Consider the following 23,057-nt stretch of genomic DNA (forward strand, 5'->3'; position numbering starts at 1 on the left):
GCGGGGATGGCGGCCCGCCACTGCATCGCCCGGATCGGTGAATGCCGGGCGTCGTTCAGGTGGAGATCAGCGCGCGTCGGGGCTCACGAGAGCCCAGTAACGCTTGCCGGACGTGGTGTGAAAGGCGCCGCACCGGTGGGTCAGTTCGACCACCAGCCCGAGCCAGGTCCTGGTCAGGTCCCGCACGTCGGGCATGGCGGCGTTCCCGTCGCTCACCGTGATGAGGGGGTACTTGACCCACTCGCGGGGGCGCTCGTCGGTGGCCCAGCCCAGCGTCACGGTGACGGCCGGGCTGCCGGGGCGGATGACCCCGGCCTGCGGCCGCCAGAGGGGCTGGGTGTTGCGGATCAGCTCCATCGCGACCCGCCTCACGTCGCCCTGCACCTCCTCGGGGAGGTCGCTGAACATGCCCTGCACCGCGTTCCTGACCATGGCGTCCGTGGGCTCGTTGAGCTCGAACGACTGCAGGTCGATGGTGTAGGGCACCTGCTGGTCGCTCTCGAACGCGGGCCGGGGCTGCGAACGAGGGGCGCCGATGACGGTCGATCCGTGCATGGAAACACTCCTTCTGGGTTGCGTGGCGAGAGCCGGGAAGGTCACTCGCGGGGTCTACCGTCCGGATGCGGCCATGGACCGCAACTCCTGTCGGGTGAGCGGACGCAGGTGGTAGGGGGCCAAGGGCAAAAGAAGAACCGGCCTCCACCCCGTCGGGGGTGGAGGCCGGTCCGTCTCCTCGCCTCGGCTTCCGATCAGGAGCCGTGGCGACCGTTGGCGCGGACGGCGGGCGGGGGGCCCGCGATCAGATCTGGGCCCACACGACCTTGCCGTACGGTGATGCGGCCTCGCAGCCGTACTCGTGGGCGTAGTCCCGGATGGAGGTCAGGCCGCGGCGGGCCGACGACCAGTGGAAGTCGCGCAGGTCGCCCCGGTCGTAGACGGCGACGCGGACGCAGGTCGTGCCGCGCACGTCGACGGTGCCGACCTCCAGGCGGATGTTGCGCGGCAGCGGCTCGTCGCCCACGCGGGCGAGGTCCACGCCCGTCGTGTGCTGGTAGGCGTTGAGCAGGAGCTCGTACGCGAACTGCTCCAGCCTCTGCGCGACGTGGTACGGGAGATTCAGCTCCGCCAGAACGTGGCGCGTCATGAGAGCCGCGCGGTCGGGCCGAGCCTGTTCCAAAGCGAAGAAGAGCCTCCGGAACGGGGGGAACTTCTCCTGGTCGGGGATCTCGTACATGAGATGCCTTTCTGAGATGTGGTTTGCATGACCGCGGGGTTCTGAGGCCCCGCGGTAAGGGACCGTCCGCGCGCGGTGGCACCGAGCAAGTAGCCGGCGACCCCTGTGCCCTCGGCGGTTGCGTCTTCGGGGGGTCTCCGGACGGGTCCTCAGTGTGTTCTATCGACGGAGTGCCGGGCTGGGCTGCATCGGGCTGATCGCCCGCGTCGTGCTCCTCGTGATGATGGGCATCGTGTTGATCATCTGCGTGGCCAACCGTTCCTGGCTGCAGGCGAAGGCCGTCAACGCGATCTACCAGGGCCGGCCCCAGATCCATTCCGGCAAGTACTTCAAGCCCGGTGCGACCGCGGTGGAGGACGGCGTGCGGCAGGAGGCCGTGCTGATCGACGAGAAGCCGTACGTCCGCGTGAAGTCACCGCCCGACGAATGGCGCGAGAAGCACAAGGGCGCCAAGTGCAAGGACCACGTGTGCACGGCCCCCGCGACTCACGAGTCCTTCAACGGCGGCGGCGCGATCGACATCGGGAGCGTGCTCGCCGGGCTGGTGCTGTGCTATTTCGTCTGGATCCTGATCAACGGCGATGACGACTATGACGACCGCTACTCCCCGCGCTATGACCGCCGCTATGACCGCCGCCACGACCGCCAATACCGGCGCTGACCGCCGCCGGCCGTCCCCCGGCCTCCCGGGGCCCGGACGGGCGTCCCGTCCGGGCGGTTACAGTGCCGGAGGCTGTGCAGACGCCGGATCGGGGCGAGGGTCGATGGTCGCGTTCGTGTTGGTGCCCGTCGGGTTCGCGGTCGGCGTTCTCGCGGCGCCGCTGGCGGCGCCCTACGTGGGCGAGGTCCCGCGCCGCCGCCGGATCCTGATGGGGCTGGTCACGGCCGCCCTCTTCGGTGTGCTCGGATGGCGGGCCGGGTTCGAGCCCGTCCTGCCCGCGCTGCTGTACCTCGCGGCCGCGGGCGCCTTGCTCGGCTTCATCGACGTCGGGGTCAAGCGGCTGCCCGACCGGTTCACGCTCCCGTCCTACGGCGTCGCGGCGGTGCTGCTCGCAGCGGCGGCGCCGTTCACCGAGGACGGCGCGCGGCGGTTCGAGCACGCGCTCGCCGGCATGGCCGCGCTGTTCGCGCTGTACTTCGCGCAGGCCCTGCTCGTCCCGTCCGGCATCGGCCTCGGGGACGTCAAGCTGTCCGGCGTCCTCGGCCTCTACCTCGGCTGGTTCGGGCAGAACGCCTGGATCACCGGCCTGCTCACGACCTACCTGACGGGCGGCCTCGTCGCCCTCGGCATCATGATCGCCCGCCGCTCCCGCAAGGGCGACTTCCCCTTCGGCCCCTACATGCTCGCCGGCGCGCTCGTCGCGGTGCTGTCCCTGGGCGCGGGATGAGATGCAGATCATGGGTGGACGGTTCGAGGCGGCCGGGAGGCCGAATAAGCTCAGGAGCGTGAACCGCGCGCCCCAATGGCTGCTGCCCACCGTGCTGACCGCGCTCATCCTGGCCGTGGTCGTCGGGGCGCTGCTGGGCTGAGCGGCGCGGATCAGTGATCGTCGGGGCGCGGAACGGGGATGATCGATCCATGTCAGCACGCCGGGCCGCCGTCCGTGCGGGCACCGCGATCGCCCTCGCCGGCGCCCCGGTCTGCCTGCTCTCCCCCTCCGCCTCCGCCTCCGCGGGTCGTGGCGACGCGGTCGCCTTCACGATCAAGGACACCCGGATCACCGAGTCCAGCGGGCTCGCGGCCAGCTCCCTGCACCCGGGCGTCGTCTACACCCACAACGACTCCGGCGGCGTCCCGAAGGTCTACGCGCTGGGCCCGGACGGGAGGGTCGTCGCCGTGCTCACGCTCGCCGGCGCGGGCGCCCGCGACTGGGAGGCGATGGCGATCGGCAAGGACGGCCGCGGCCGTCCGGCGATCTTCGTGGCGGACATCGGCGACAACCTCGGCGGCGCCTGGCCGTACGTGACCGTGTACCGGATCCCCGAGCCGGCCCGGCTGGTGAGCCAGGCGCTGCCGGCGACCCGGTTCCGGATGAAGTACGAGGACGGGCCGCGCAACGCCGAGACCATGATGATCAACCCGCGCACGAACCGGCTCTACATCGCCAGCAAGCTGTTCGGCGGCAAGGTCTACGAGGCGCCGGCGCGGCTGCGGACCGGCGGGACCAACGTCCTGCGCCAGGTCGGGGACGCCCCGCCCATCGCGACCGACGGCGCCTTCGCCCCCGACGGGCGGACCTGCGTCATCCGCACCTACTTCGGCGCCCGGCTTTACTCGGTCGGCGCCGACGGCCGCCCCGCCAAGACGATCGAGTCGCTGGACCTGCCCCGGCAGGTGCAGGGCGAGTCGGTGACCTACACCCCGGACGGGAGGTCGCTGCTGGTGGGCTCCGAGGGCGTGAACCAGCCGGTCTACCGGCTGCCGCTGCCGGAGGAGGCGCGGCCGTCGCCGGCGTCCTCCCCCGGGAGCGCGGGCCCGGGCGACGACACCACGAGCGGCCGCCGGGACGCCACCAACACCCGGATGGCGCTGTTCCTCGCCCTCGCGATCGCGGGGGCGGTCGGCTACGGCCTGGTGCGGCGACGGCGGTGAGGGCACGGCGGCGGTTCCACGGAGGCTCGGCTCACGCGACCGGTGAGCCTCATGTGACGGCGGTGGAGTCCCGACCTGACCGGCGCGATGGATGTCGGTTCCGGAGGGCGACCGGATCGTGGAAGGGGGCGACGGTCCCGCGGGGACCCGTGTGAGGATGCGGACTGTGGAGCATGAGCTGGTGGGCCTCGCGGGATCCGGCGGCCGGTGGCGCCCGGTCGCCGCGGGTCCGTTCACCGTCCTCGCGGTGGCGCTGGCGCTGCTGCCGATCAGGCCGGTGTGGCTGTGGGCCGCGCTGATCGGCGCCGTCGCCGCGTTCCCGTGGCTGCTCGGCGCGGTCCCGGAGGCGCGCCGCCGCCGCCCGCGCCCGTACTGGCGGCTGTCGGCGGCCGGTCTGGAGCGCGTCGGCCCCGGCGGGCTGACGATGGTCTCCTACGAGCGGTCCCGGATCGACGGCCTGGCCATCACGACCGGCGACGGCGTCCTGACCGTCTTCCACCGGTTCGGCCGCACCGCCGTGGGCGGGATGACGGCGATGGGGCTGGAGCCGCTCGCGGTGTTCGTGGCGGCGCGCAGGCTCGGCATCCCCATGCACGTCCTGGACGGCGAGGCCGCCGACCTGCTCGACCCGGCGCTCGACGAGGCCCTGCGCGTGTCCGGGCTGGAGGACGACGTCCCCGGCGGCGGCCCCCTGCCGCGCGACCACGCGGCCGAGAAGCGCCTGCTGGACCAGGAGGCGGCCCTGCTGGCCGCGGCGCACGAGCCGCCCGCGCGGGCCCCCTCCGGCCGCGCGTCCCGCGCGACGCCCGAGGAGCAGCGGCTGGCCACGCCGGAGCCGCTTCCGAGCCGCCGCCGGATCATGCTCCTCGGCGCGCTCACCGCCCTGCTCGGCGCCGTCATGATCGTCCGGATCGCGCTGGACGGGACGGGCCAGTTCGGCGCCCGGCTCGCCGCGGGCTGCTGGGCCCTCGCCGCGATCGGCGGCGTCCTCGCGGCGCGCCGCCGGCTGCTGCGGGCCGCGCAGGTCCGCTGGACGATCACGGCGGAGCGGCTGCTGGTGCGGGCCCGCCCCGGCCGCCGCCGCGAGATCCAGGACCTGCGCGCCGAGAACGTCGCCGCGGTCGTCGTCGGGCCCGGCCTGCGGCTGGACCCGGTGAGCGGCGAGCCGCGCCGCGCCGACCTCGCCGCGCTGGCGTTCGGGCACCGGCTGGAGCTGGTCGCCCGGCTGCCCGCCCACGGCCTGGACGGCTTCCAGCTCGCGCACGCCCTCGACGACCACGGCTACCGCGTGATCACTCCCGGGGCGCGGTCGCCGCGCCGTCCCGACTACGGGCTCGAAGGGCTGCCGGAGATCTTCGCGCAGGTGCCCGGCGGGCGCCTGGTCGTGGAGGGCGACGGGCTCGGCTGGGCGGACGCCGCCGGCGACGTGGTGCTGAAGATGCCCCAGGACCGCATCGGCGGCATCGAGCTGCTGACCGTCTCCGGGCACGCCTGGGTCCGGCTGTACGACTCCGACGGCGACGAGTTCTTCTCCGCCCCCCTCTCGGCGCTGCGGATCTCCCGCACCGACCTGCGCGACTCCGCCCGCCGCGCCGGGCTCCCGGTCAACGACGCCGAGTACGACGCCTACCTGAGCGCCGCGTTCCACTCGGCCATGTCCTCGCTGTCGGCGCCCGGCCCCGAGCCCGCCCCGGCCCTGTCGGCGCAGGGCGCCGCGCACGAGGGCGCGGCAGCCCGGCCGGAGCCGCCGGAGGAGTCCGGTTTCGTCTTCCCCGCCCACACCCCGCCCAGCCCGGTGACCGCGCCGGGCACGGTCCTCGACGCCACCCGCCGGTCCCGCGTCGGCACCTACGGCATGAGCGTCCTGCTGTGCGAGGCGGTGGCGCTTCTGGGCGCGGTGTGGCTCGGCCCAGACCTGGGCGGGTTCAACGCCACGGCGATGTGGTCGATGCCGACCGGGGCGTTGGCCGGGCTCCTCGGCTACTGGCTGTACGACCGCAACCGGTCGCAGCTGCGCGTGTCGGCCGCCGGGGTCGCCGTCGTCACCCGGCGCGGCCGGGTCGAGTGGGACCTGCCCCGCGACCGCCTCGGCGGCGTCGGCATCGACGACGCGGTCGAGCGGATGCCCCGCCTGGTGGTGTGGGGGCCGTCCGGGCGGGTGCTGCGCCAGATCACGTTCCCGCCCGACCTCGGCGAGCTGCGCCGTGCCTGCGAGCGCTACGGAGTCCCCTGGGGCCCGCCGGACGCCGACCGTCCCGCCCCTCCGCCGCCGGAGCTGTGACGCAGCGGCCACGTCGTCAGCGCCTCGTACTCCAGCTGGGCGCTGTCCTTGCCCGGCAGGTGGCTGCGCATCAGGTGGACCGAGTCCGCCGTCCACGGCATGCCCGCGAACGATGACAGCGCCTCGACGAGCGACCGCACGTCCACGGGCCGCCGCGACCGCGCCAGCGTCATGTGCGGGCGGAAGCCGCGGTGCTTGTCGGGGATCGTCCCGACCCGGCGGCCCGCGGCGGTGGTGGAGGCGGCCAGCCTCGCCAGGGCGCGGCGGTCGCCGTACAGGCCCGTCCACAGGACGCGGGCGTGCGCGCCGTTGCCGGGGAACGCGCCCGCGCCCGCCAGCGACAGCGTCATCCGCTCGTGGCGGCGGACGGCGCGCTCCAGCCTCGGGAGCAGGCGCTCCAGGGTGCGGTCGTCGACCTCGTCGAGGAACGTCAGCGTGACGTGCATCAGATCACGCCGGATCCAGCGCAGCTCGGAGACCGTGCCGAGATGGGGCCGGACGGCCTCCGCGAGCTCGTCCAGAACCTCCGGCGGCGGGACGAGCGCCACGAAAAGCCTCATGAACGCTTCCACAGGGCCACCCCGCCAGCTTTTCAGCAGGCGGCGTTCCTTGTCACGCAAATAGGGTCAACCGAATCGCCGTACCGCGCCGGTCTTATGGGGCCCGTGCGAGCCCTTTACCGCTCGGCGACCCGGGCGCGGCGAAACCGGGCGAGGGCGGGACGCACCGTCCCGCGCCCGGACGACGCGGCCCGCTGCTCGTCGGTCCTCCACCGCAGGGCCAGGGCGCCCACCGCGAGGGCGGCGACCGCGGAGACCAGCCCGCCGAGGACGAGGGAGGCCCGCGCGCCGAAGTGCTCGGCCAGCCAGCCGACCGCGGGCGCGCCCAGCGGGTTCGTCCCGAGGAACACCAGCATGTAGAGGGCCATGACGCGGCCGCGCATCTCGGGCGCGACGCCGAGCTGCACGGACGCGTTCGCCGCCGTCATGATCGTCATCATCGCGATCCCGGTCGGCACCAGCAGCGCCAGGAACGACCAGTACGTGGGCATCAGGCCGGTGAGGACCTCCAGCGCCCCGAACGCCAGGCCCATCGCCACCAGCAGCCGCAGCCGGGGCCGGGCGACCCTGCGGGCGGCCAGCAGGGCGCCGCTGAGCGCGCCGAGCGCCAGCATGCTGGACGCGAGGCCGAACGCGGAGGCTCCGGTGTGGAAGACCTCCTTCGCCACCAGCGCGACCGTGGTGTTGAAGTTCATCCCGAACGTGGCGAGGAACCCGACGAGGATGAGCACGAGCATCAGGTCGCGGCGCCCGCGCACGTAGCGGAGCCCCTCGCGGAGCTGGCCCTTGGCGCGCTTGACGGGGGCGGCCTGGTTCAGCTCGTCCGTCCGCATGGCGTAGATGCCGAAGAGGACCGCGCCGAACGACGCGGCGTTCACCAGGAAGACCGGGCCGGTGCCGATCAGCGCGATCAGCACCCCGGCGACGGCGGGGCCGAGCAGCCGCGCGCCGTTGAAGGTGGCGCTGTTCAGCGCGATCGCGTTCGGCAGGTCGCGCTTGCCGACCATCTCGACCACGAAGGACTGGCGGGTCGGGTTGTCCACGACGGTCGCGACGCCGAGCCCGAACGCCAGCACGTACACGTGCCACACCTGCGCCGTGCCGGAGATCGCGAGGAGGCCGAGGACCAGCGCGAGCACGCCCATCGACACCTGCGTCAGCATCAGCACGCGGCGCTTGGAGTAGCGGTCGGCGATGACGCCGCCCCAGAGGCCGAACAGCAGCATCGGCAGGAACTGCAGGCCGGTCGTGATGCCCAGCGCGGTGCCGCTGCCGTGGGCGAGATCGAGGACGAGCCAGTCCTGCGCGATCCGCTGCATCCACGTCCCGGTGTTGGAGACGACCTGGCCCGCGGTGTACAGGCGGAAGTTGTGGTTGCGGAGCGAGCGGAACATGCCGGCGCGGCCCCCGGGCTCCTCGGCGGGCGCCTCGTCGCGGTCGGCCGGTTCCGGGCCCGGGGTCTCGGGGACGACGGGTCCGGACGGTTCGGAGGGCTCCGAGGATCCGGCGACGGTGGGTGCGGACGCGGATTCCGGGACGTCCGCCACGGTCTCGTGGAACGTTCCGGCCTGGTCCGTCGCGGCCGCGGAGGGGGCGGCGTCCGGGCGCGGGGCGGGGCGGGCGGGCGCGTGCGCGGCGGGACGCGGGGCGGGGCGGCGACGGCGGGAGCGGGCAGGGCTCGCGAGGGCGGCGGTCCGGGCCGGATGTGCGGCTCGCCGCCCGCGGGCGCCGCGCGTCGCGGTCCCCTCGGGTTCGTCGGGGGTTTCGTTAGCAGAAGTCATTACCAAGGCTAACGGTAATCAACCCGCCCGCATTCCGGCAAGCGCCAACGAATCCGATCAAGTCGATCCAGGCCCCCGCGGGCCCCTGGCGGCGGCTTCAGGAGCGGCTGAGCTTGTCGATGACGGGGGCGGCGCGGCGGAGGATCTCCCGCTCCTCCTCGGTCAGCTCGCCGAGGCGCATGGCGAGCCAGGCCTCCTTGCGGCGGCGCTCGTCGGCGAGCAGGGCGGCGCCCTCGTCGGTGGCGTTCAGCACGACCTGGCGCCCGTCGGTCGGGTGCGGGCTGCGCGCGACGAGCCCCCGCTCCTCCAGGTAGGCGATGACGCGGGTCATCGAGGGCGGCTGCACCTTCTCGTGGTCGGCCAGCTCGCGCGGCGTCATCGACCCGTGCCGCTCGATGGCGGCGAGCGCGGCGAACTGCGTGAGCGACAGCGGGCTCGGACCGCCCTCGCCCGCCGCGGACGGCCGCAGCGTGCGCAGCCGGCGCGACAGCCGCGCGATCGAGATGCGCAGCTCCTCGGCCAGGCCGGGCGCGGACGCCGTGCGGCCCCGGATCGGTGGCAATGTCATCGTCTTCGGTCTCCTGTGCTGCCCATGCTGCCACGCCGCCACTTGACACTTTCGCTAAGCTCCTTAGCCTGTTAGCTAAAGAGACATAGAGGAGGGTCGCGATGCCCCGTGCGGGACTGTCGCCCGACGCGGTCGTGGACGCCGCCGTCGCCGTCGTGGACGCCGAGGGCCCCGGTGCCCTCACGCTGGCGGCGGTGGCGGGAAGGGCCGGGGTCGCGACGCCCTCCCTGTACAAGCATGTCCGCAATCTCGCGGAGTTGCGACACCTGGTGACCGCGCGCGTCCTGGAGGAACTCGCCGAACGGCTCGGGGAGGCCGCGCTCGGGCGGTCCGGCGACGACGCCGTCCGGGCGCTGATGTACGCCTACCGGGCCTACGTGGTGGAGCATCCGGGCCGCTACGGGGCGATGGAGCAGACGGCGGACCCGGAGGGCGGCTCGGCCGGCGACGCCGCGGAGCGGCTGCTGAACATCCTGTTCGGGGCGCTGCGCGGCTACGCCCTGGAGGGGCCGGAGCTCGTCCACGCGGCGCGCTGCCTGCGCTCGGCCGTCCACGGGTTCGCCGTCCTGGAGGCGGCGGGCGGCTTCGGGCTCCCCGCCGACCTGGAGGGCAGTTATGAGCTGCTGATCACGATGGTCACCGGCGGACTGGCGGGCCGGGGCCGCGTAGCCTGAGCGCATGAGCCCTCCGCGCCGCCCGGACCCGCCGCCGATGCAGACCAACGACGTCCGCATCGCGGCCGCCGGAACGGCCGCCTGGGCGGTGGCGCTCGTCGTGCTGCTGATCGTCGGGCTGCCGTCGCAGGACCGCTGGTGGCTGTGGGTGTGCGGCGCCGGCATCGGCATCGGGCTTTTCGCCATGTGGTACGTCCCCCGGCTCCAGGCCGGCCGCGCCCGGCAGGAGGCCGAGCGCGCCGCCAGGCGCGAGACGCCCTCCTAGGGCTCCCTAGGCCTCCAGGTCGTCTTCGGCGAGCAGGACGGGCAGGGTCTCGGGGGCCCGCAGGACGGCCTCCAGCAGGAGCCGGTCGCCCCAGTGCCCGGTGGACCAGGCGAGCGCCCGCGCCAGGCCGGCGACGCCGCTCGCGTGGACCTCGCCGTCCCTCGTCCACCACGGGACGTCCTGGCCGTCCACGATGAGGCGCTCGTGGGCGACGTAGTCGGCGGGGGCGCCGGGCATCACCGCCCTGACGGCCTCCGGGACGGGACGCCTCTCGCCGTCCGACCCCACGAGCCCCGGGATCTCCTCCCCGGCGAGCGGCAGGTCCAGGAGTTCGGCCAGGCGCGCGTCGCGCCCCTCCCCGGCGATGACGAGCGGCTGCCCTTCGAGGAGGGGGAGCAGGTCGGGGCCGTCGAGGACGAGGGCGTCCGCCGCGTCGACCACCTCGACGTCGCCGTCGACGACCGCCCGCACGCGCTCGGGCGGCTCGACGGCCGCGTCCGGGGCGTCGGCCAGCGCCGTCCAGAGCCCGCCCAGCTGGGACCGTCCCACCGGCCGCCGGGCATCGCCCAGGCGATCCAGCAGCTCCTGCGCGCCCCCGGGCTCATCGAGCAGTTCCACCAGTGACGTGCGGACGCCCAGGGCGAGCAGGAAGTGCTCGTCGAGGCCCTGCGGCGCGACGTCGTAGAGCCCTGCGAGCGCCTCGTCGCCGCCCAGGCGGAACTCGCCCGGCCTGCGGCCGTCCAGCACGGGACGGCGGCTCAGCCACCACGCCGTGTAGGACGGGACGACGACACGCCGCCCGTCGTGCAGGGCGACATGGGCCGGATCAACGATCGCGGACCGGCACGGCGGGGCGGCGAGAACCCTGAGCGCCGCCGCCCAATCGTCGACGAGTTCGAGATCGCGGACCGCCGCGAACTCGGGGACGAGCGGAGGAAGGTCCTGCTCGCCGGTCCGGCGCAGCACCTCGTCCGCCCACAGGTCCTCGTCGTCGAGTTCGAGGCTCTCGGCCTCGTCGGCGAGGCCCGTGAGGTTGACGTCCTCGGCCCTGGCCATCGCGAACCCGTCCAGGACGCCCGCGGCCGTGAGCGTCTCCGCGCCCCACCGCTCCAGGATCTCCGCGTCCACGACGCCGAACGGCGCGTCGCCGGCCATGATCTCGCGCAGCGGGCTCTCCGGCAGCAGCAGCTCGCCCGCCGGGTAGAGCTCGCCGTCCTCGCCGGGCAGGGCCAGCTCGGCCAGCCACGGCTCGTCACCGGGATCGGCGTGCGCGGCCGCGACCAGGCCCAGCACGGCCTCGGCGACCGCGTCGGGATCGTCGGCGTCGAAGGACTCCTCGACGGCCGCCCGCACGGCGGCGTCCGCCAGCACGGCCCGCGGCCCGGCCTCAACCGCGCCGAGCCGCGCCAGGAGCGGGTGCACGGCGTCCGGGTGGACGAAGCGCAGCCCGAGCACCTCCAGGCCCGCCGGATCCACGCCGTCCGCGATCAGCAGGCCGCGCGGCCCCCGCACCACGCGCCCCGTCCCGCCCGCCAGCGGCACCGGCAGGGCCCCCAGAGCGTCGGTGGCGGCCCCGGCGAGCGCGTCGTACAGCCGGTGCCACCACGCCGGTTCCCGGTCCACAGCGGCCAGCTCGTCGATCACGTCGGCCAGTTCCACCCGCCGCACCCCGAGCGCCGCCAGCGCCGGGCTCCGCGCGGGCCACTCCGGCGGCAGCAGGCCGCCCACGACGGTGTCCGTCTCCTCCTCGGCGCCCCGGCCGCCGAGCACCTCGACGAACGCGGCGGGCGCGTCCACCGCGATCGCGTCGCGCCCGCGGGTCCGGTGGGGCAGGACGGGCGCCTCCGGGAGCCGCTCCCGGATCCCCCGCCGGATCCGCGCGTCCAGCTCTCCGGCGGCGATCGGCCCCGGCACGAGCTCCAGCACCTTCGGGGAGACGGGCAGGTCGGCCAGCAGCCGCACGTAGGCCTCGGCGGCCCGGTCGGCGAGGAGGTCGGCCAGCGCGCCCGGCGCGACGTGCCGCCGGTCGGGCGCGAGCGGGAAGGACGCGATGAGCAGCGCGGGCAGGTCGAGGCGCTCGTCGCTGGGCGTGGGCGCGTGCAGGACGCCGGGCGTGTCGCCGGGGAGGCCGTCCTCGGGCAGGGCCCACCGCACCTGCCAGAACGGCCGGGCCCGCTCCTCCACGGGACGGTCCCGCAGGAGCTCCGCGGGGATCTCCCCGTGCGCCTCGACCGTCCGCCACCGGCCGCCGTCGATGATCACCTCGCCCGGGGCGCGCCGTTCGGCGGTCAGCGTCCGGACGTCCCCGTCGACGTCGATCTCGACGTGCTCCAGCGCGGGCAGCGCCAGCATGAGCGCCGCCCCCACCTGCCGGAGCTGCCGCCGGACCGGCTCCACCGCCTCGCCCCGCAGCGGCAGCCGCACGACGCTGTCGAAGCCCGCCGGGACCTCGGGCGGCCGGTCCAGGGCGAACGGCAGCCGCAGCAGCGGGACGTGCCCGCCGCGCCGCCCCAGCTCCCCGGCCAGCCCCGGAATCCCCTCGACCAGGTCCCGGGCCCGACTCAGCGACCACTCGACGCCCGCCGTCCCGGACGCGATGGCCGGGGTGTCGGTCACGGCGACGACGGCGGCGAAGCCGACGCCGAAGCGGCCGGCGGCGGCCGGCTCGTCGCGCTTGGCCGAGGCCCGCAGCGTCGAGAGGGCCTCCACCCCGGCGGCGTCGAGCGGCGCCCCAGTGTTCGCCGCGGTCAGCAGCGGCTCCCCGCCGGTGCGCAGCGCCAGCCTGAGGCGGCCCGGCACGGCGGCGCGCCGCGCGGCGTCGGCGGCGTTCTGCGCCAGCTCGATGACGACGCGGTCGCGGTAGCCGCCGAGGGCGTGGTCCTCCTCGGCGTTGGCGTCCTCGCGGAAGCGCGCCGGGGATTCGGCCCAGGCGCGCAGGACCCGCTCTCGCAGCGCCCGCGCGCCGAACACGTCCTCCATGGGATCAGCTGTGGCCGAGCGCCTCGTCGTCGAGGGACGCGGCGTCCTCGTCACCGCCGGTGGGGACGACCTCGTAGCCGAGCTCGTCGATGACCGGCGGGTTGTGCTCGGACACCGCCGGGAGGGAGACGGCCTCGGAGTGCGCGCCGCAGCCGTGGTCGGCGGAGACGACGCGGCCGTCGTCGGGCGCGTACTCGTTCGCGCAGACGCCGAACACCTGCCGCAGCGCGCCCGCCAGCACCACGTAGAAACCGCAGGTGGAGCACTGGGCGGGGGCGGACGCGGCGATCGGGGCGCGGGGCCCGGCGACGCCGTCGTACCAGCGGGCGGCGGCCTCGTCGCGGCCCTCCCGCGACAGCACCCGCACCCGCCCGAGGCCGAGCTCCCACTGGGTCTCGCGGTCGGTCGACTCGTCGACCTGCGTGAAGCCGGGCGCGAGCCGCACGTCGTCGGGCGCGGTCGGCAGCAGGTCGCCGGGGCCGAGGTCGCCCGGGCGCAGCCGCTCCAGCCACGGCACCCACGGCGGCGCGAGGAGCGCGTCGTCGCCGGGGAGCAGGACGCACTCGCTGACCGTGACGTTCCTGGCGCGCGACGCGCGGGTCACCGTCACGGCCCACCGCCAGCCCGTGTACGCGGGGTCGAGGCAGACGAAGTAGTGCGTGACCACCCGGTCGCCCTCGGCGCGCAGGCCGAGGTGCTCGCCGACCTGGGTCTGGCCGGCGGTCTCCTCGGCGGCCTCCCGGGCGAGGTCGACCGCCTCGGCGCAGGCGGAGTCGACGGCGGGTGTGCGGGACCGGCGGGCGGCCCCGGACGTGGTGCGCGCGGCGGCGGAGCGCGCGGGGCTGGACTGGCGCTGTGGGCTCACATGTCAATTCTCGCCCATGCGGGCACGTGGCCCGCACAAGGCGGGCGCCGTCCGCGAGGTGATCCCTCATTCCAGCGGGGAACGTACTCTCAGTCGAGGACTCCGATGGCCGCCCCCGGCCCCCGAGCCGGGACGACCGCGAGGAGAGAACAGGGCGGATGGCAGACCGGACACGGGCAGGTCGGTCCGCGCGCGCCGTCGCCGGGGGTGCGGCGCGGGCGTGCCGCGCAGCGCGCTCGGCGGCGCTCGGGACCGGACGGCTCACCCGCCGCGTCACCCACGCCCAGGGCGCCGGCCGCAGCGGGCTCGGCAGCCTGATCGAGGCGTGCGCGTTCAACTCCGCCGGGGACGCGCTGGTCACCGTCGCGCTCGCGGGAACCCTGTTCTTCGGCCTGGACGTCAACCAGGCGCGCAGCCAGGTCGCCCTCTACCTCGTCGTCACGATGGCGCCGTTCGCGCTGGTCGCACCGCTGATCGGCCCCGCGCTGGACCGGGCCAGGCACGTCCGCCGGTACGCGATCGCGAGCACGTTCGTGATGCGGGCGCTGCTGTGCTGGGCGCTGGCGAGCGCGCTGCCCCACGGCGACCAGGTCACCTTCCTGCCGGCCGCGTTCGGCGTGCTGGTGCTGTCCAAGGCCTTCGGGGTGCTGCGCGCCGCGGTCACCCCCCGCGTCCTGCCCGAGGAGATCTCGCTGGTGACGGCGAACGCGCGCTGCTCGTTCGCCGGGCTCATCGCCGCGTCGATCACCGCGCCCGCCGGGGCCGGCCTCGCCGTGCTGGTCGGGCCGGGCTGGGTGCTGCGCATCGGCACGGTCCTGTTCCTGCTGGGCGCCGTGTTCACCATACGGCTGCCCCGGCACGTGGACGTCCCCGAGGCCGAACCGGCGGCGGAGAAGGCCGCCCCGCGCCGCGCGTGGCGGGCGCTGCCGCGCGTCGGCCCGGTCGTCGCCGAGGCGATGCAGGCGAACGCGGTGCTGCGCGCGTTCTCCGGCTTCCTGATCATCTATCTGGCGTTCCTGCTGCGCCAGGAGCGGTTCGACCCGGTGTCGCACCACGTCGCCCTCGGCCTGCTCGCGGCGTGCGCGGGCGCGGGCGGGCTGATCGGCACCGCGCTCGGCGCCTGGATGAAGGCGCGGGCGCCGCGGTTCATCGTCTCGGCGACGCTGGCGTGCGTCACCGGCGTCACCGCCGCGGGCGCCGCGTTCTTCGGGCTGTGGGCGGCCCTCGCCGTGGCGACCGCGGCCGGGCTCGGGCAGGTGCTCGGCAAACTGTCCATGGACGCGGTCGTGCAGCGCGAGATCGGTGAGGAGGTGAGCTCGTCCACCTTCGCGGTCTCGGAGACCCTGCACCAGCTCAGCTGGGTCCTCGGCGGACTGCTCGGCCTCGGCATGTCGATCGTCGCCGACGGGCGGCTCGCGCTCGCGGTCGTCGCGGCGGCGCTGGCCCTCGCGTCCGGGCTGCTGGTGCTGCGGCAGGCCGGAGTCCAGCGCCGGGCCGGAGGGCCCGACCGCACCGGCCCGCTCAAGGACGCGCACCACGAGATGCGCGCCTGACCTCCGGCGCCGCGAGGCGCCCGGGAGCGGGCGGGGACGGTCAGGGCGCCAGGTCGTCGGCGACCGCGCGCAGCACTATGGCGATCTTCTTGGCCTCCGCGGGGGCCGGGTGCTTGCCCCGCCGGTAGGTGTTGGAGATCCCGTCCAGCAGCTTGATCAGGTCCTCGGTGATGACGACCATCTCGTCGGGCTTCTTGCGCCGCTGCTTGGCGATGGTCTTCTCCACCGACGGCAGCGTCTCCAGCACCCGCACCTGCAGGGCCTGCTGACCGCGGCGCCCCTCGACCACGCCGAACTCGATGCGCTGGCCCGGCTTGAGGGTCGTGACCCCGTCCGGCAGCGCCGACGAGTGCACGAAGACCTCACCGCCGTCGTCGCGGGTGAGGAAGCCGAACCCCTTGTCGGAGTCGTACCACTTGACCTTGCCAGTCGGCACCGGAGACCTCGTTCGGTAAGCGTCCTGAATCGACCCCAAGATTAGTGCCTCGCCGCGGGCCGGTGAACATGCCGGGGGCGCCGCGAGGCCTACGGGGCAACGCGATCGACGCTATCCCGGCCGCTCCGGAACGGCATCCGAATATCGCCGCGCAGCTCAGCCCGCCGGGGGGCGGGTCAGCCCGCCGGGAAACCGCCGAGCCAGCCGGGGAACGCCAGCAGGTCCGGCAGGACGACGTCCGCGCCGTAGGCGGTGAGGGCCGCCGAGTCGTACGCGCCGGTCGCGACGGCCACCGCCACCGCCGAGGCCGCCCGGGCGGCGTCCACGTCACCGGTGTGGTCGCCGATGTAGGCGCCGGCGCCGTGCTCGCGCAGGGCGGCGCCCTTGTCGGCGCCGAACAGGCCGCCCACCACGGCGTCCGCCGCCAGCCCGAGGAACCGGACGGTCCGCTCGGTGTCGGCCTGGTTCTTGCCCGACACGACGACCACCCGCCCGCCGCGGGCCCGCACCGCCTCCAGCGCGGCGGCGGCCCCCGGCATGAGCACGGTCGCCGGGACCGCGACGTCGGCGTAGATCGCCCGGTAGCGCGCCGCCATCGCCGGCACCTCCTCCGGCGGGAACCAGTACGCCAGTTCCTCCTCCAGCGGGGGCCCGATGCGGCGCACCACCTGCGCGGTGTCGATCGGCACGCCCGTCTCCGCCGCCAGGGCCGCGTAGACGGCGCTGATCCCGGCGCGGGTGTCGGCGAGGGTCAGGTCGAGGTCGAAACCGATCGCGAGGCCGTCGCGGGACGGCGCGGAGGACGAAAGATCGAGCACGTCCACAGGGTAAGGGGGTGGACACACGGAAGGACCCGCGCTCTCCTGGTAGTGGCGATGCGACGGGATCCGAGTAGGAGAGCGCGGGACCGTGTCTCGGATATACCCGGGCCCTCGACCACAAACCACCTGACCAGGGAAAACGCAGCATACGAACGCACCACCCCCGCCCCAAGGACGACCCGGGCCCGGCCCGGTGGAGGAGGCCGCACATGGCAGGGACCCAGACCGAGCCGGGCGGTGACCACCGCGCACCGCGCGCCCGCCGGCTGCCCGCCGCCGCGGCTACCCGCCGCCGCGCCGCCGGCCTGCTCGCGGCGGCGGTCTCCGTCGCCACCACGCTCGTGGTGGTGATCCTGGCCGTGCACATCGTCTTCGTCGCGTTCGAGGCCAACACCTCCAACGACCTCGTCCGCTGGTTCGGGGACCGGGCCACCGACCTGTGCTGGCAGTTCAGGGACGTCTTCCAGCCGGAGAACCCCAAGGTGGAGGTCGCCGTCAACTACGGCCTGGCCGCCCTCGTCTACCTGGTGGTCGGCCGCATCCTCGTCGGCCTCGTCCGCCGCCTGGGCCGGTAGCGGGCTAGTCGCGGCCGGGGAAGCGGACCTTGTCGAAGGGCCACGCGGTGCTGACCCATTCGCGGACGAACCCCTCCAGCTCCTTCTCCAGGACGGAGTTCTCCTCGTCCGCGCGCACCCAGAACACCACCACCGCGTCCGAGCCGGGACGATCCGACGGGGCGACGTGGATGCGGCCGAGCTGCTTCTCCCCGTCCGGTGTGATCACGACGTAGCTGAACGAGCGCCGCAGCTGCCCCTGCTTCTGCAGCCACGCGACGTCGATCAGGGCCTGCTCGAAGGTGAACTCGCGGTCGGGCCAGCCCCACTCGGGCCCGAACCGGCCGGCCAGCCGGTCCAGGCTGCCGATCACGGCGCCGTAGTCCTTGACCACGTCGTGCACGGTGATCGGACGGATCTGGAAGTCGGGCCCGGCCACCAGCGTGGGCACCACGAAGTCCTCGGGCAGGAAGGCCCCGTCGGCCGCCTTCCGCGGAGACTTGAACATCGCCGACCTTTCCGACGACGCCCCTTCCGGCGACGGGGCGCGGACGAAGGAACTCTAGTCCGCGGGCACCCCGCCGCGAGCGGCATCACGGATTCGGGCGCGCCGCGCGCGACGCGGGGGACCGGCCGCGTGAACATGCCTTACTGTTCTTGCGGAGGGAATTCATCACCATGACGACATCTACGCGCGACCGCATCGTGGCCGAGTCGCTCCGGCTGTTCGCCGACCGGGGCTACGCGGCGACGTCGGTCGCCGAGATCGAGGCCGCGGCCGGCCTGTCCCCGGGCGCGGGCGGCCTCTACCGGCACTTCCGGTCCAAGGAGGAGGTGCTCTCCTCGGCCATCCGCGAGCACATCGAGCGGACCCGCCGGCAGATCAGCGACGTCCTCACGCAGTCCACCGCCTTCGAGGAGCGCCCGCTCGAAACCCGGCTGCGCATGACGTGCCAGGCCGGGCTCGCCAAGATGCGCGAGGAGCAGGACCTCATCCGGGTCCTGTTCCGCGACCTCGACCAGTTCCCGAACCTGGTGGCGGAGATGCGCGAGGGCATCGTCAACCCGCTGTACGACGGCATCGCCACCTGGCTGGCGGCGCAGCCCGAGTTCGAGGGCTTCGACGAGGACTGGCCCGCGGTCGCCTCGATCCTCGGCGGCGCCGTGGTGAACTACTGGCTCGCGAACGAGGCGATGTACGAGCCGCCGACGCGCATCGACGAGAAGCGGTTCGTGGAGAGCTGGGCGCGCCTCGGCCTCGGGCTGGTGCATCTGGACCGCACGCCCGCCACCTGATCGCGGCCGGCCGGCGTTCCCCACCTCGCGCGGGCCTCTAACCTGGAGGCCCGCGTGCCTGCGGCATGCACGCGACTTAAAGTTGGGGAACGGCATGGAAACGTATGCGGACTGGTTGCGCGCGCGCGGCGACGACGAACTGCGCGCGCTGCTGGCCGCGCGTCCCGAGCTGCTCGCCCCCGTCCCCGCCGACCTGACCGCGCTCGCCGCCCGCGCCGCCACGCCCGCCGCCGTGTCCCGCGCGCTCGACCGCCTGGACCGCTTCACCCTCGCCGTCCTGGAGGCCCTGCTCGTCCTGCCCGCCCCGGCCGGGCCCGACGCGCTCGCCGCCGCCCTCGACGCCACCCCCGGGCAGGCCGAGGGCGCGCTCGCCACCCTCCGCCGGTTCGGCCTGGCGTGGGGGGACGGCGCCCCGGCCACGGCGCCCGGCGTCCGGCAGAGCCTGCCGCACCCGGCCGGGCTCGGGCCGCCCGTCCGGGAGGTCTTCGCGGGCTACCCCGCCGAGCGGCTCACCGACCTGGTCACCGACCTGGACGGCGAGGCCCCGCGCGGCTTCGCCGACTCCGGCCGCCTCCTCGCCCGGCTCGCGGAGCTGCTGAGCGACCCCGCCGCCCTGATCGAGGACGCCGGGCCCGAGGCGCGGGCCGCCCTCGACCAGCTCGCGTGGGGGCCTCCCGTCGGGCGGGTCGCCGACGCGCGCCGTCCCGTCCGGCTCGACACCGCGACCACCCCCATCGAGCGGCTCCTGGCGCGCGGCCTCCTCGCCGCCGAGGACGACCGCACGGTCACCCTGCCCCGCGAGGTCGCCCTGCACCTGCGCGGCGGGCGGCTGTTCCGGGACGTCCCCGCCGAGCCGCCTCCGCTCGCCCCGGCGGCCGAACCGCGCCGCGAGGACGTGGTCGTGCGCGCCGCGGCGGGCGAGGCCGCGGGCGCCGTCCGGCTCATCGAGGACCTGCTGGAGCGCTGGGGCCTGGAACCGCCGCCCGTCCTGCGCAGCGGCGGCCTCGCCGTCCGCGACCTGCGCGCCGCCGCGACGCTCCTGGACGTCCCCGAGTGGAAGGCGGCCCTGCTCGTCGAGGTCGCCTACGCGGCGGGCCTGCTGACCCGCAGCGGCGACCTCGACGGCGAGTGGCTGCCCACCCCCGCCTACGACCTGTGGCTGATGCGCGACACCGCCGGGCGCTGGACGGAGCTGGCCCGCGGCTGGCTGAAGTCCGACCGCGCCGCCGGGCTCGCCGGCGACCGCGACGACCGCGACCGGCTCATCAACGCCCTCAGCGAGGCGATGGTGCGCAGCAGCGCGCCGTCCACCCGCCGCGCCGTCCTCGACGTCCTCGCCGGCGCGGGCCGCGGCGTCGTCGTCGGCGAGGACGCGCTCCTGGCCCGGCTGGCGTGGCTGCGGCCCCGCCACGGCGGGCCCGCCCGCGACCGCCTCGTCGGCTGGACGCTCCGCGAGGCCGCCGCCCTCGGGCTCACCGGCTTCGGCGAGCTGGCCCCGTTCGGCCGCGACCTGCTCGCCGGCGACGACCCCGAGCCCGCGCTGGAGAAGTACCTCCCGGAGCCCGTCGACGAGATCCTCGTCCAGGCCGACCTGACCGCCGTCGCGCCCGGCCCGCTGGTCACCGAGCTCGCCCGGGAGCTGGCCCTCGCCGCCGACGTCGAGTCGACCGGCGGCGCCACCGTGTACCGCTTCACCCCCGAGTCGATCCGCCGGGCCCTGGACGCGGGGCGGACCGCCGCCGACGTCACCGACCTGCTGACCCGGCACTCGGCGACCCCGCTCCCGCAGCCGCTCCTCTACCTGATCGACGACGTCGCCCGCCGGCACGGGCACCTGCGCGTCGGCGCCCTGTCGTCCTACGTCCGGACCGACGCGCCCGCCACCCTCGACGAGATCCTCGCCGACCGGCGCGCCGCGCCGCTGCGGCTGTACCGCCTCGCCCCGACCGTCCTGGCGTCCGGGCTGCAGCGCGCCGACCTGCTCGACGGCCTGCGCGCCATGGGCCTCGCCCCGGTCGCCGAGGCGCCCGGCGGCGGCGTGATCGTGACCCGGCCGGACGCGCAGCGCGCCGACCCGCCGCCCACCGCCGAGATCGTCCGGTTCCGTCCCGACGACCGCACCGACGCCTCGATGATCTCCGCGGCCGTGCGGGCGCTGCGCGCCGGCGACGAGGCGTCCCTGCACGGCGCCGAGCACGCCCGGCAGGCCCCCTCCGGCGAGCCGCCCCGCTCACCCGCGATGGCCACCGTCGAGCGGCTGCGCGGCGCCGTCGAGCGCGGCGGCCGCGTGTGGATCGGCTACCTCGACCAGCAGGGGCAGGCGTCCAGCCGCATCGTCGAACCCGTCCGCGTCGAGGGCGGCTTCCTCACCGGCTACGACGCGACCCGCGCCGCCGTGCACCGCTTCGCGCTGCACCGCATCACCGGGGTCTCCGAGCTCGACGACGCCTCCTGAGCCGTCGCGGCGCGATCCGCCGATGTCCGGAACCGGACGCCGCGAACGACGGGAACCGGCGAACCTCGCATACGGTCCAATCAACAACCCATCGGACGGGATAGCGTGTCCGGGCGAACGGTGCGAGGGAGGCTCCCGATGAGCGGGTACGGAGGGCGTCCGCCGTCGGGCTGGGACGACCCCTACGGCGGGAACCGGCAGTGGGACACGGGCGGCGCGTACGGGCAGGGCTACGGCTACACCCAGCCCGGCTACGGCCAGCCCGGCTACGGGTACGGGCCTCCGGGGGTCCCCCACCAGGCCACGAGCAACGGCTTCACCATCGCCGCGCTCGTCTGCAACGCCGTCGCGATCGTCATGTGCTGCAACATCGTGGCGATTCCCGGCGTCATCACCGCGGCGATCGCCCTCGGCCGCGTCCAGACCGACCCGGAGTCCGCCCGGAGACTGACGATCTGGAGCTGGTCGCTCTTCGCCGCGTCCCTCGTCATCGGCATCGCCCTCCTGATCGTCTGGGTCCTCTTCGGCATCATGTCCGAGCCCGACTACGGCTCCACCGAGGGGATCTGACCCGCCGCGCGCCGCGCCGCCGGACGACGGCGCGCAATAAACGCGGTGGCCGGGGCGTTGAAGACCCCGTCCTCTCCGGAACGCGCGAAGTGCGGTCGCCGCTCGGGTAGCGTGCGGCAGCGATGCCGGTGTCCGGACGAGGCATCGATCTTCCGAAACCCGACGGGGGCTTCTGCTTTGACCGACGGTCCGCTCATCGTCCAGTCCGACAAGACGCTGCTGCTGGAGGTCGACCACGACCTGGCCGACGCCTGCCGCAAGGAGATCGCCCCGTTCGCCGAGCTCGAACGGGCGCCCGAGCACGTCCACACCTACCGGGTGACGCCGCTCGCGCTGTGGAACGCGCGCGCCGCCGGCCACGACGCCGAGCAGGTCGTCGACACCCTCATCCGGTTCTCCCGGTACCCCGTCCCGCACGCCCTGCTCGTGGACGTCGCCGACACCATGGCCCGGTACGGGCGGCTGCGGCTGGAGAAGGACCCCGTGAACGGGCTCGTCCTGTCGTCCTCCGACCGGTCGGTCCTGGAGGAGGTGCTGCGCGCCAAGAAGATCAAGGGCATGATCGGCGACCGGGTCGGCGACGACGCCGTGGCCGTCCACCCGAGCGAGCGCGGCGCCCTCAAGCAGGCCCTGCTCAAGCTCGGCTGGCCCGCGGAGGACCTCGCCGGCTACGTGGACGGCGAGGCCCACGCCATCTCCCTCGCCCAGGACGGCTGGGAGCTGCGCTCCTACCAGAGCGAGGCCGCCTCGGCGTTCTGGCACGGCGGCTCCGGCGTCGTCGTCCTGCCCTGCGGCTCCGGCAAGACGATCGTCGGCGCCGCCGCGATGGCCCGCGCCCAGGCGACCACGCTGATCCTCGTCACCAACACCGTCTCCGCGCACCAGTGGAAGCAGGAGCTGCTGCGCCGCACGTCCCTCACCGAGGACGAGATCGGCGAGTACACCGGCACCAAGAAGGAGATCCGGCCGGTCACCATCGCCACCTACCAGATCATGACCACGCGCAGGAAGGGCGCCTACGCGCACCTGGAGCTCTTCGACGCCCGCGACTGGGGCCTGGTCGTCTACGACGAGGTCCACCTGCTGCCCGCGCCGATCTTCCGGATGACCGCCGACCTCCAGGCCCGCCGCCGCCTCGGCCTCACCGCCACCCTCGTCCGGGAGGACGGCCGCGAGGGGGACGTGTTCTCCCTCATCGGCCCCAAGCGGTACGACGCGCCGTGGAAGGACATGGAGGCGCAGGGCTGGATCGCGCCCGCCGACTGCGTCGAGGTCCGCGTCACCCTCACCGACTCCGAGCGCCTCGCCTACGCGACCGCCGAGCCCGAGGAGCGGTACCGCTTCTGCGCCACCACCGACACCAAGACCAAGCTCATCCAGGCGCTCGTCGACCGGCACCGCGGCGAGCAGACCCTCGTCATCGGCCAGTACATCGACCAGCTGGACGAGCTCGGCGCGCTCCTGGACGCGCCGGTCATCAAGGGCGAGACCCGGATCCGCGAGCGTGAGCGGCTGTTCGACGCCTCAGGGCCGGCCGCCGGTCCGCAGGACGGCGCGCAGCTCGTCCCCGAT

Annotated in this window: 23 protein-coding genes; 13 read left to right on the top strand and 10 right to left on the bottom strand. The window is 74.8% G+C overall.

What is annotated here, in order from left to right; all coding sequences use genetic code 11:
- Positions 1-66: 66 nt before the first annotated feature.
- Both AB0C69_RS15510 and AB0C69_RS15515 read right to left on the bottom strand, forming a co-directional pair.
- Entirely contained in the window at positions 67-555 is a 489-nt protein-coding gene (locus tag AB0C69_RS15510; protein ID WP_360353892.1) for a hypothetical protein, read from the bottom strand.
- 244 nt (positions 556-799) lie between these two features.
- The gene (locus AB0C69_RS15515; RefSeq protein ID WP_360353894.1) at positions 800-1,234 is read right to left on the bottom strand and encodes a hypothetical protein; all 435 of its coding nucleotides are present in this window, start codon (positions 1,232-1,234) and stop codon (positions 800-802) included.
- 154 nt (positions 1,235-1,388) lie between these two features.
- On the opposite strand from AB0C69_RS15515, the gene AB0C69_RS15520 reads away from it, so the two are divergent.
- The 5 genes from AB0C69_RS15520 to AB0C69_RS15540 all read left to right on the top strand — a co-directional run bounded on the left by AB0C69_RS15520 (position 1,389) and on the right by AB0C69_RS15540 (position 6,108).
- Positions 1,389-1,895: a hypothetical protein gene (locus tag AB0C69_RS15520; RefSeq protein ID WP_345177150.1), complete on the top strand. Its 507-nt coding sequence runs from the start codon at positions 1,389-1,391 to the stop codon at positions 1,893-1,895.
- Positions 1,896-2,010: 115 nt separating this feature from the next.
- A complete protein-coding gene (locus tag AB0C69_RS15525) occupies positions 2,011-2,622 on the top strand; it encodes an A24 family peptidase (protein ID WP_360353896.1) in 612 nt (203 codons plus the stop codon).
- A gap of 10 nt (positions 2,623-2,632) precedes the next feature.
- On the top strand, positions 2,633-2,764 hold the full coding sequence (locus tag AB0C69_RS15530; protein WP_268248262.1) for a hypothetical protein: 132 nt from the start codon (positions 2,633-2,635) through the stop codon (positions 2,762-2,764).
- A gap of 49 nt (positions 2,765-2,813) precedes the next feature.
- Positions 2,814-3,827 (top strand): hypothetical protein, encoded by a 1,014-nt coding sequence (locus AB0C69_RS15535; RefSeq protein ID WP_360353898.1) that lies wholly within the window; start codon positions 2,814-2,816, stop codon positions 3,825-3,827.
- A gap of 157 nt (positions 3,828-3,984) precedes the next feature.
- The gene (locus tag AB0C69_RS15540; RefSeq protein WP_360353900.1) at positions 3,985-6,108 is read left to right on the top strand and encodes a hypothetical protein; all 2,124 of its coding nucleotides are present in this window, start codon (positions 3,985-3,987) and stop codon (positions 6,106-6,108) included.
- Here AB0C69_RS15540 and thpR read toward each other — a convergent pair.
- From thpR to AB0C69_RS15555, 3 genes are all read right to left on the bottom strand, one after another.
- Complete coding sequence (gene thpR, locus AB0C69_RS15545; protein ID WP_360353902.1) at positions 6,045-6,668, bottom strand: RNA 2',3'-cyclic phosphodiesterase; 624 nt, start codon at positions 6,666-6,668, stop codon at positions 6,045-6,047. The genes AB0C69_RS15540 and thpR overlap by 64 nt on opposite strands.
- A gap of 116 nt (positions 6,669-6,784) precedes the next feature.
- Positions 6,785-8,062: an MFS transporter gene (locus AB0C69_RS15550; RefSeq protein WP_345173594.1), complete on the bottom strand. Its 1,278-nt coding sequence runs from the start codon at positions 8,060-8,062 to the stop codon at positions 6,785-6,787.
- 484 nt (positions 8,063-8,546) lie between these two features.
- On the bottom strand, positions 8,547-9,017 hold the full coding sequence (locus AB0C69_RS15555; protein ID WP_345173153.1) for a MarR family transcriptional regulator: 471 nt from the start codon (positions 9,015-9,017) through the stop codon (positions 8,547-8,549).
- 101 nt (positions 9,018-9,118) lie between these two features.
- On the opposite strand from AB0C69_RS15555, the gene AB0C69_RS15560 reads away from it, so the two are divergent.
- Together AB0C69_RS15560 and AB0C69_RS15565 are read left to right on the top strand one after the other, a co-directional pair.
- Positions 9,119-9,691 carry a TetR-like C-terminal domain-containing protein gene (locus AB0C69_RS15560; RefSeq protein ID WP_360353905.1) on the top strand — a complete coding sequence of 191 codons (573 nt, stop codon included), beginning with the start codon at positions 9,119-9,121 and terminating at the stop codon, positions 9,689-9,691.
- 4 nt (positions 9,692-9,695) lie between these two features.
- On the top strand, positions 9,696-9,956 hold the full coding sequence (locus tag AB0C69_RS15565; RefSeq protein ID WP_353832450.1) for a DUF2530 domain-containing protein: 261 nt from the start codon (positions 9,696-9,698) through the stop codon (positions 9,954-9,956).
- A gap of 6 nt (positions 9,957-9,962) precedes the next feature.
- Here AB0C69_RS15565 and AB0C69_RS15570 read toward each other — a convergent pair whose 3' ends face one another.
- The gene (locus AB0C69_RS15570) at positions 9,963-12,935 is read right to left on the bottom strand and encodes a hypothetical protein (RefSeq protein ID WP_360353907.1); all 2,973 of its coding nucleotides are present in this window, start codon (positions 12,933-12,935) and stop codon (positions 9,963-9,965) included.
- A 4-nt stretch (positions 12,936-12,939) separates the two neighbouring features.
- Positions 12,940-13,800, bottom strand: coding sequence for a DUF3027 domain-containing protein (locus AB0C69_RS15575; protein ID WP_345173145.1), 861 nt, complete (start codon positions 13,798-13,800; stop codon positions 12,940-12,942).
- A 158-nt stretch (positions 13,801-13,958) separates the two neighbouring features.
- On the opposite strand from AB0C69_RS15575, the gene AB0C69_RS15580 reads away from it, so the two are divergent.
- Complete coding sequence (locus AB0C69_RS15580; RefSeq protein WP_345173143.1) at positions 13,959-15,353, top strand: MFS transporter; 1,395 nt, start codon at positions 13,959-13,961, stop codon at positions 15,351-15,353.
- 40 nt (positions 15,354-15,393) lie between these two features.
- Here AB0C69_RS15580 and AB0C69_RS15585 read toward each other — a convergent pair whose 3' ends face one another.
- On the bottom strand, positions 15,394-15,789 hold the full coding sequence (locus tag AB0C69_RS15585; RefSeq protein WP_345173141.1) for a cold-shock protein: 396 nt from the start codon (positions 15,787-15,789) through the stop codon (positions 15,394-15,396).
- Positions 15,790-15,965: 176 nt separating this feature from the next.
- Complete coding sequence (locus AB0C69_RS15590; RefSeq protein ID WP_345173139.1) at positions 15,966-16,607, bottom strand: HAD hydrolase-like protein; 642 nt, start codon at positions 16,605-16,607, stop codon at positions 15,966-15,968.
- Between the two features lie 212 nt (positions 16,608-16,819).
- On the opposite strand from AB0C69_RS15590, the gene AB0C69_RS15595 reads away from it, so the two are divergent.
- Complete coding sequence (locus AB0C69_RS15595; RefSeq protein ID WP_353832448.1) at positions 16,820-17,185, top strand: hypothetical protein; 366 nt, start codon at positions 16,820-16,822, stop codon at positions 17,183-17,185.
- A gap of 4 nt (positions 17,186-17,189) precedes the next feature.
- On the opposite strand, the gene AB0C69_RS15600 is transcribed toward AB0C69_RS15595, so the two are convergent.
- A complete protein-coding gene (locus tag AB0C69_RS15600) occupies positions 17,190-17,672 on the bottom strand; it encodes a GNAT family N-acetyltransferase (protein ID WP_360353911.1) in 483 nt (160 codons plus the stop codon).
- A gap of 170 nt (positions 17,673-17,842) precedes the next feature.
- On the opposite strand from AB0C69_RS15600, the gene AB0C69_RS15605 reads away from it, so the two are divergent.
- The 4 genes from AB0C69_RS15605 to AB0C69_RS15620 all read left to right on the top strand — a co-directional run.
- A complete protein-coding gene (locus tag AB0C69_RS15605; protein WP_345173134.1) occupies positions 17,843-18,460 on the top strand; it encodes a TetR/AcrR family transcriptional regulator in 618 nt (205 codons plus the stop codon).
- Positions 18,461-18,554: 94 nt separating this feature from the next.
- Complete coding sequence (locus AB0C69_RS15610; protein ID WP_345173132.1) at positions 18,555-20,915, top strand: helicase-associated domain-containing protein; 2,361 nt, start codon at positions 18,555-18,557, stop codon at positions 20,913-20,915.
- Positions 20,916-21,053: 138 nt separating this feature from the next.
- Entirely contained in the window at positions 21,054-21,485 is a 432-nt protein-coding gene (locus tag AB0C69_RS15615; RefSeq protein ID WP_353832447.1) for a DUF4190 domain-containing protein, read from the top strand.
- A 177-nt stretch (positions 21,486-21,662) separates the two neighbouring features.
- The coding region (locus tag AB0C69_RS15620; protein WP_360353914.1) for a DNA repair helicase XPB at positions 21,663-23,057 on the top strand (1,395 nt) is incomplete at its 3' end.

The sequence above is a fragment of the Actinomadura sp. NPDC048032 genome, from assembly GCF_040653175.1.
Lineage (GTDB): Bacteria > Actinomycetota > Actinomycetes > Streptosporangiales > Streptosporangiaceae > Spirillospora > Spirillospora verrucosospora.

Bases quoted from the DNA above. Each gene is read 5' to 3' on its own strand.
- AB0C69_RS15530 (WP_268248262.1), top strand. From the start codon at position 2,633: ATGGGTGGACGGTTCGAGGCGGCCGGGAGGCCGAATAAGCTCAGGAGC.
- AB0C69_RS15550 (WP_345173594.1), bottom strand. From the start codon at position 8,062: ATGTTCCGCTCGCTCCGCAACCACAACTTCCGCCTGTACACCGCGGGC.
- AB0C69_RS15600 (WP_360353911.1), bottom strand. From the start codon at position 17,672: ATGTTCAAGTCTCCGCGGAAGGCGGCCGACGGGGCCTTCCTGCCCGAG.
- AB0C69_RS15555 (WP_345173153.1), bottom strand. From the start codon at position 9,017: ATGACATTGCCACCGATCCGGGGCCGCACGGCGTCCGCGCCCGGCCTG.
- AB0C69_RS15560 (WP_360353905.1), top strand. From the start codon at position 9,119: ATGCCCCGTGCGGGACTGTCGCCCGACGCGGTCGTGGACGCCGCCGTC.
- AB0C69_RS15570 (WP_360353907.1), bottom strand. From the start codon at position 12,935: ATGGAGGACGTGTTCGGCGCGCGGGCGCTGCGAGAGCGGGTCCTGCGC.
- AB0C69_RS15595 (WP_353832448.1), top strand. From the start codon at position 16,820: ATGGCAGGGACCCAGACCGAGCCGGGCGGTGACCACCGCGCACCGCGC.
- thpR (WP_360353902.1), bottom strand. From the start codon at position 6,668: ATGAGGCTTTTCGTGGCGCTCGTCCCGCCGCCGGAGGTTCTGGACGAG.
- AB0C69_RS15580 (WP_345173143.1), top strand. From the start codon at position 13,959: ATGGCAGACCGGACACGGGCAGGTCGGTCCGCGCGCGCCGTCGCCGGG.
- AB0C69_RS15565 (WP_353832450.1), top strand. From the start codon at position 9,696: ATGAGCCCTCCGCGCCGCCCGGACCCGCCGCCGATGCAGACCAACGAC.
- AB0C69_RS15510 (WP_360353892.1), bottom strand. From the start codon at position 555: ATGCACGGATCGACCGTCATCGGCGCCCCTCGTTCGCAGCCCCGGCCC.
- AB0C69_RS15610 (WP_345173132.1), top strand. From the start codon at position 18,555: ATGGAAACGTATGCGGACTGGTTGCGCGCGCGCGGCGACGACGAACTG.
- AB0C69_RS15605 (WP_345173134.1), top strand. From the start codon at position 17,843: ATGACGACATCTACGCGCGACCGCATCGTGGCCGAGTCGCTCCGGCTG.
- AB0C69_RS15535 (WP_360353898.1), top strand. From the start codon at position 2,814: ATGTCAGCACGCCGGGCCGCCGTCCGTGCGGGCACCGCGATCGCCCTC.
- AB0C69_RS15540 (WP_360353900.1), top strand. From the start codon at position 3,985: ATGCGGACTGTGGAGCATGAGCTGGTGGGCCTCGCGGGATCCGGCGGC.
- AB0C69_RS15615 (WP_353832447.1), top strand. From the start codon at position 21,054: ATGAGCGGGTACGGAGGGCGTCCGCCGTCGGGCTGGGACGACCCCTAC.
- AB0C69_RS15515 (WP_360353894.1), bottom strand. From the start codon at position 1,234: ATGTACGAGATCCCCGACCAGGAGAAGTTCCCCCCGTTCCGGAGGCTC.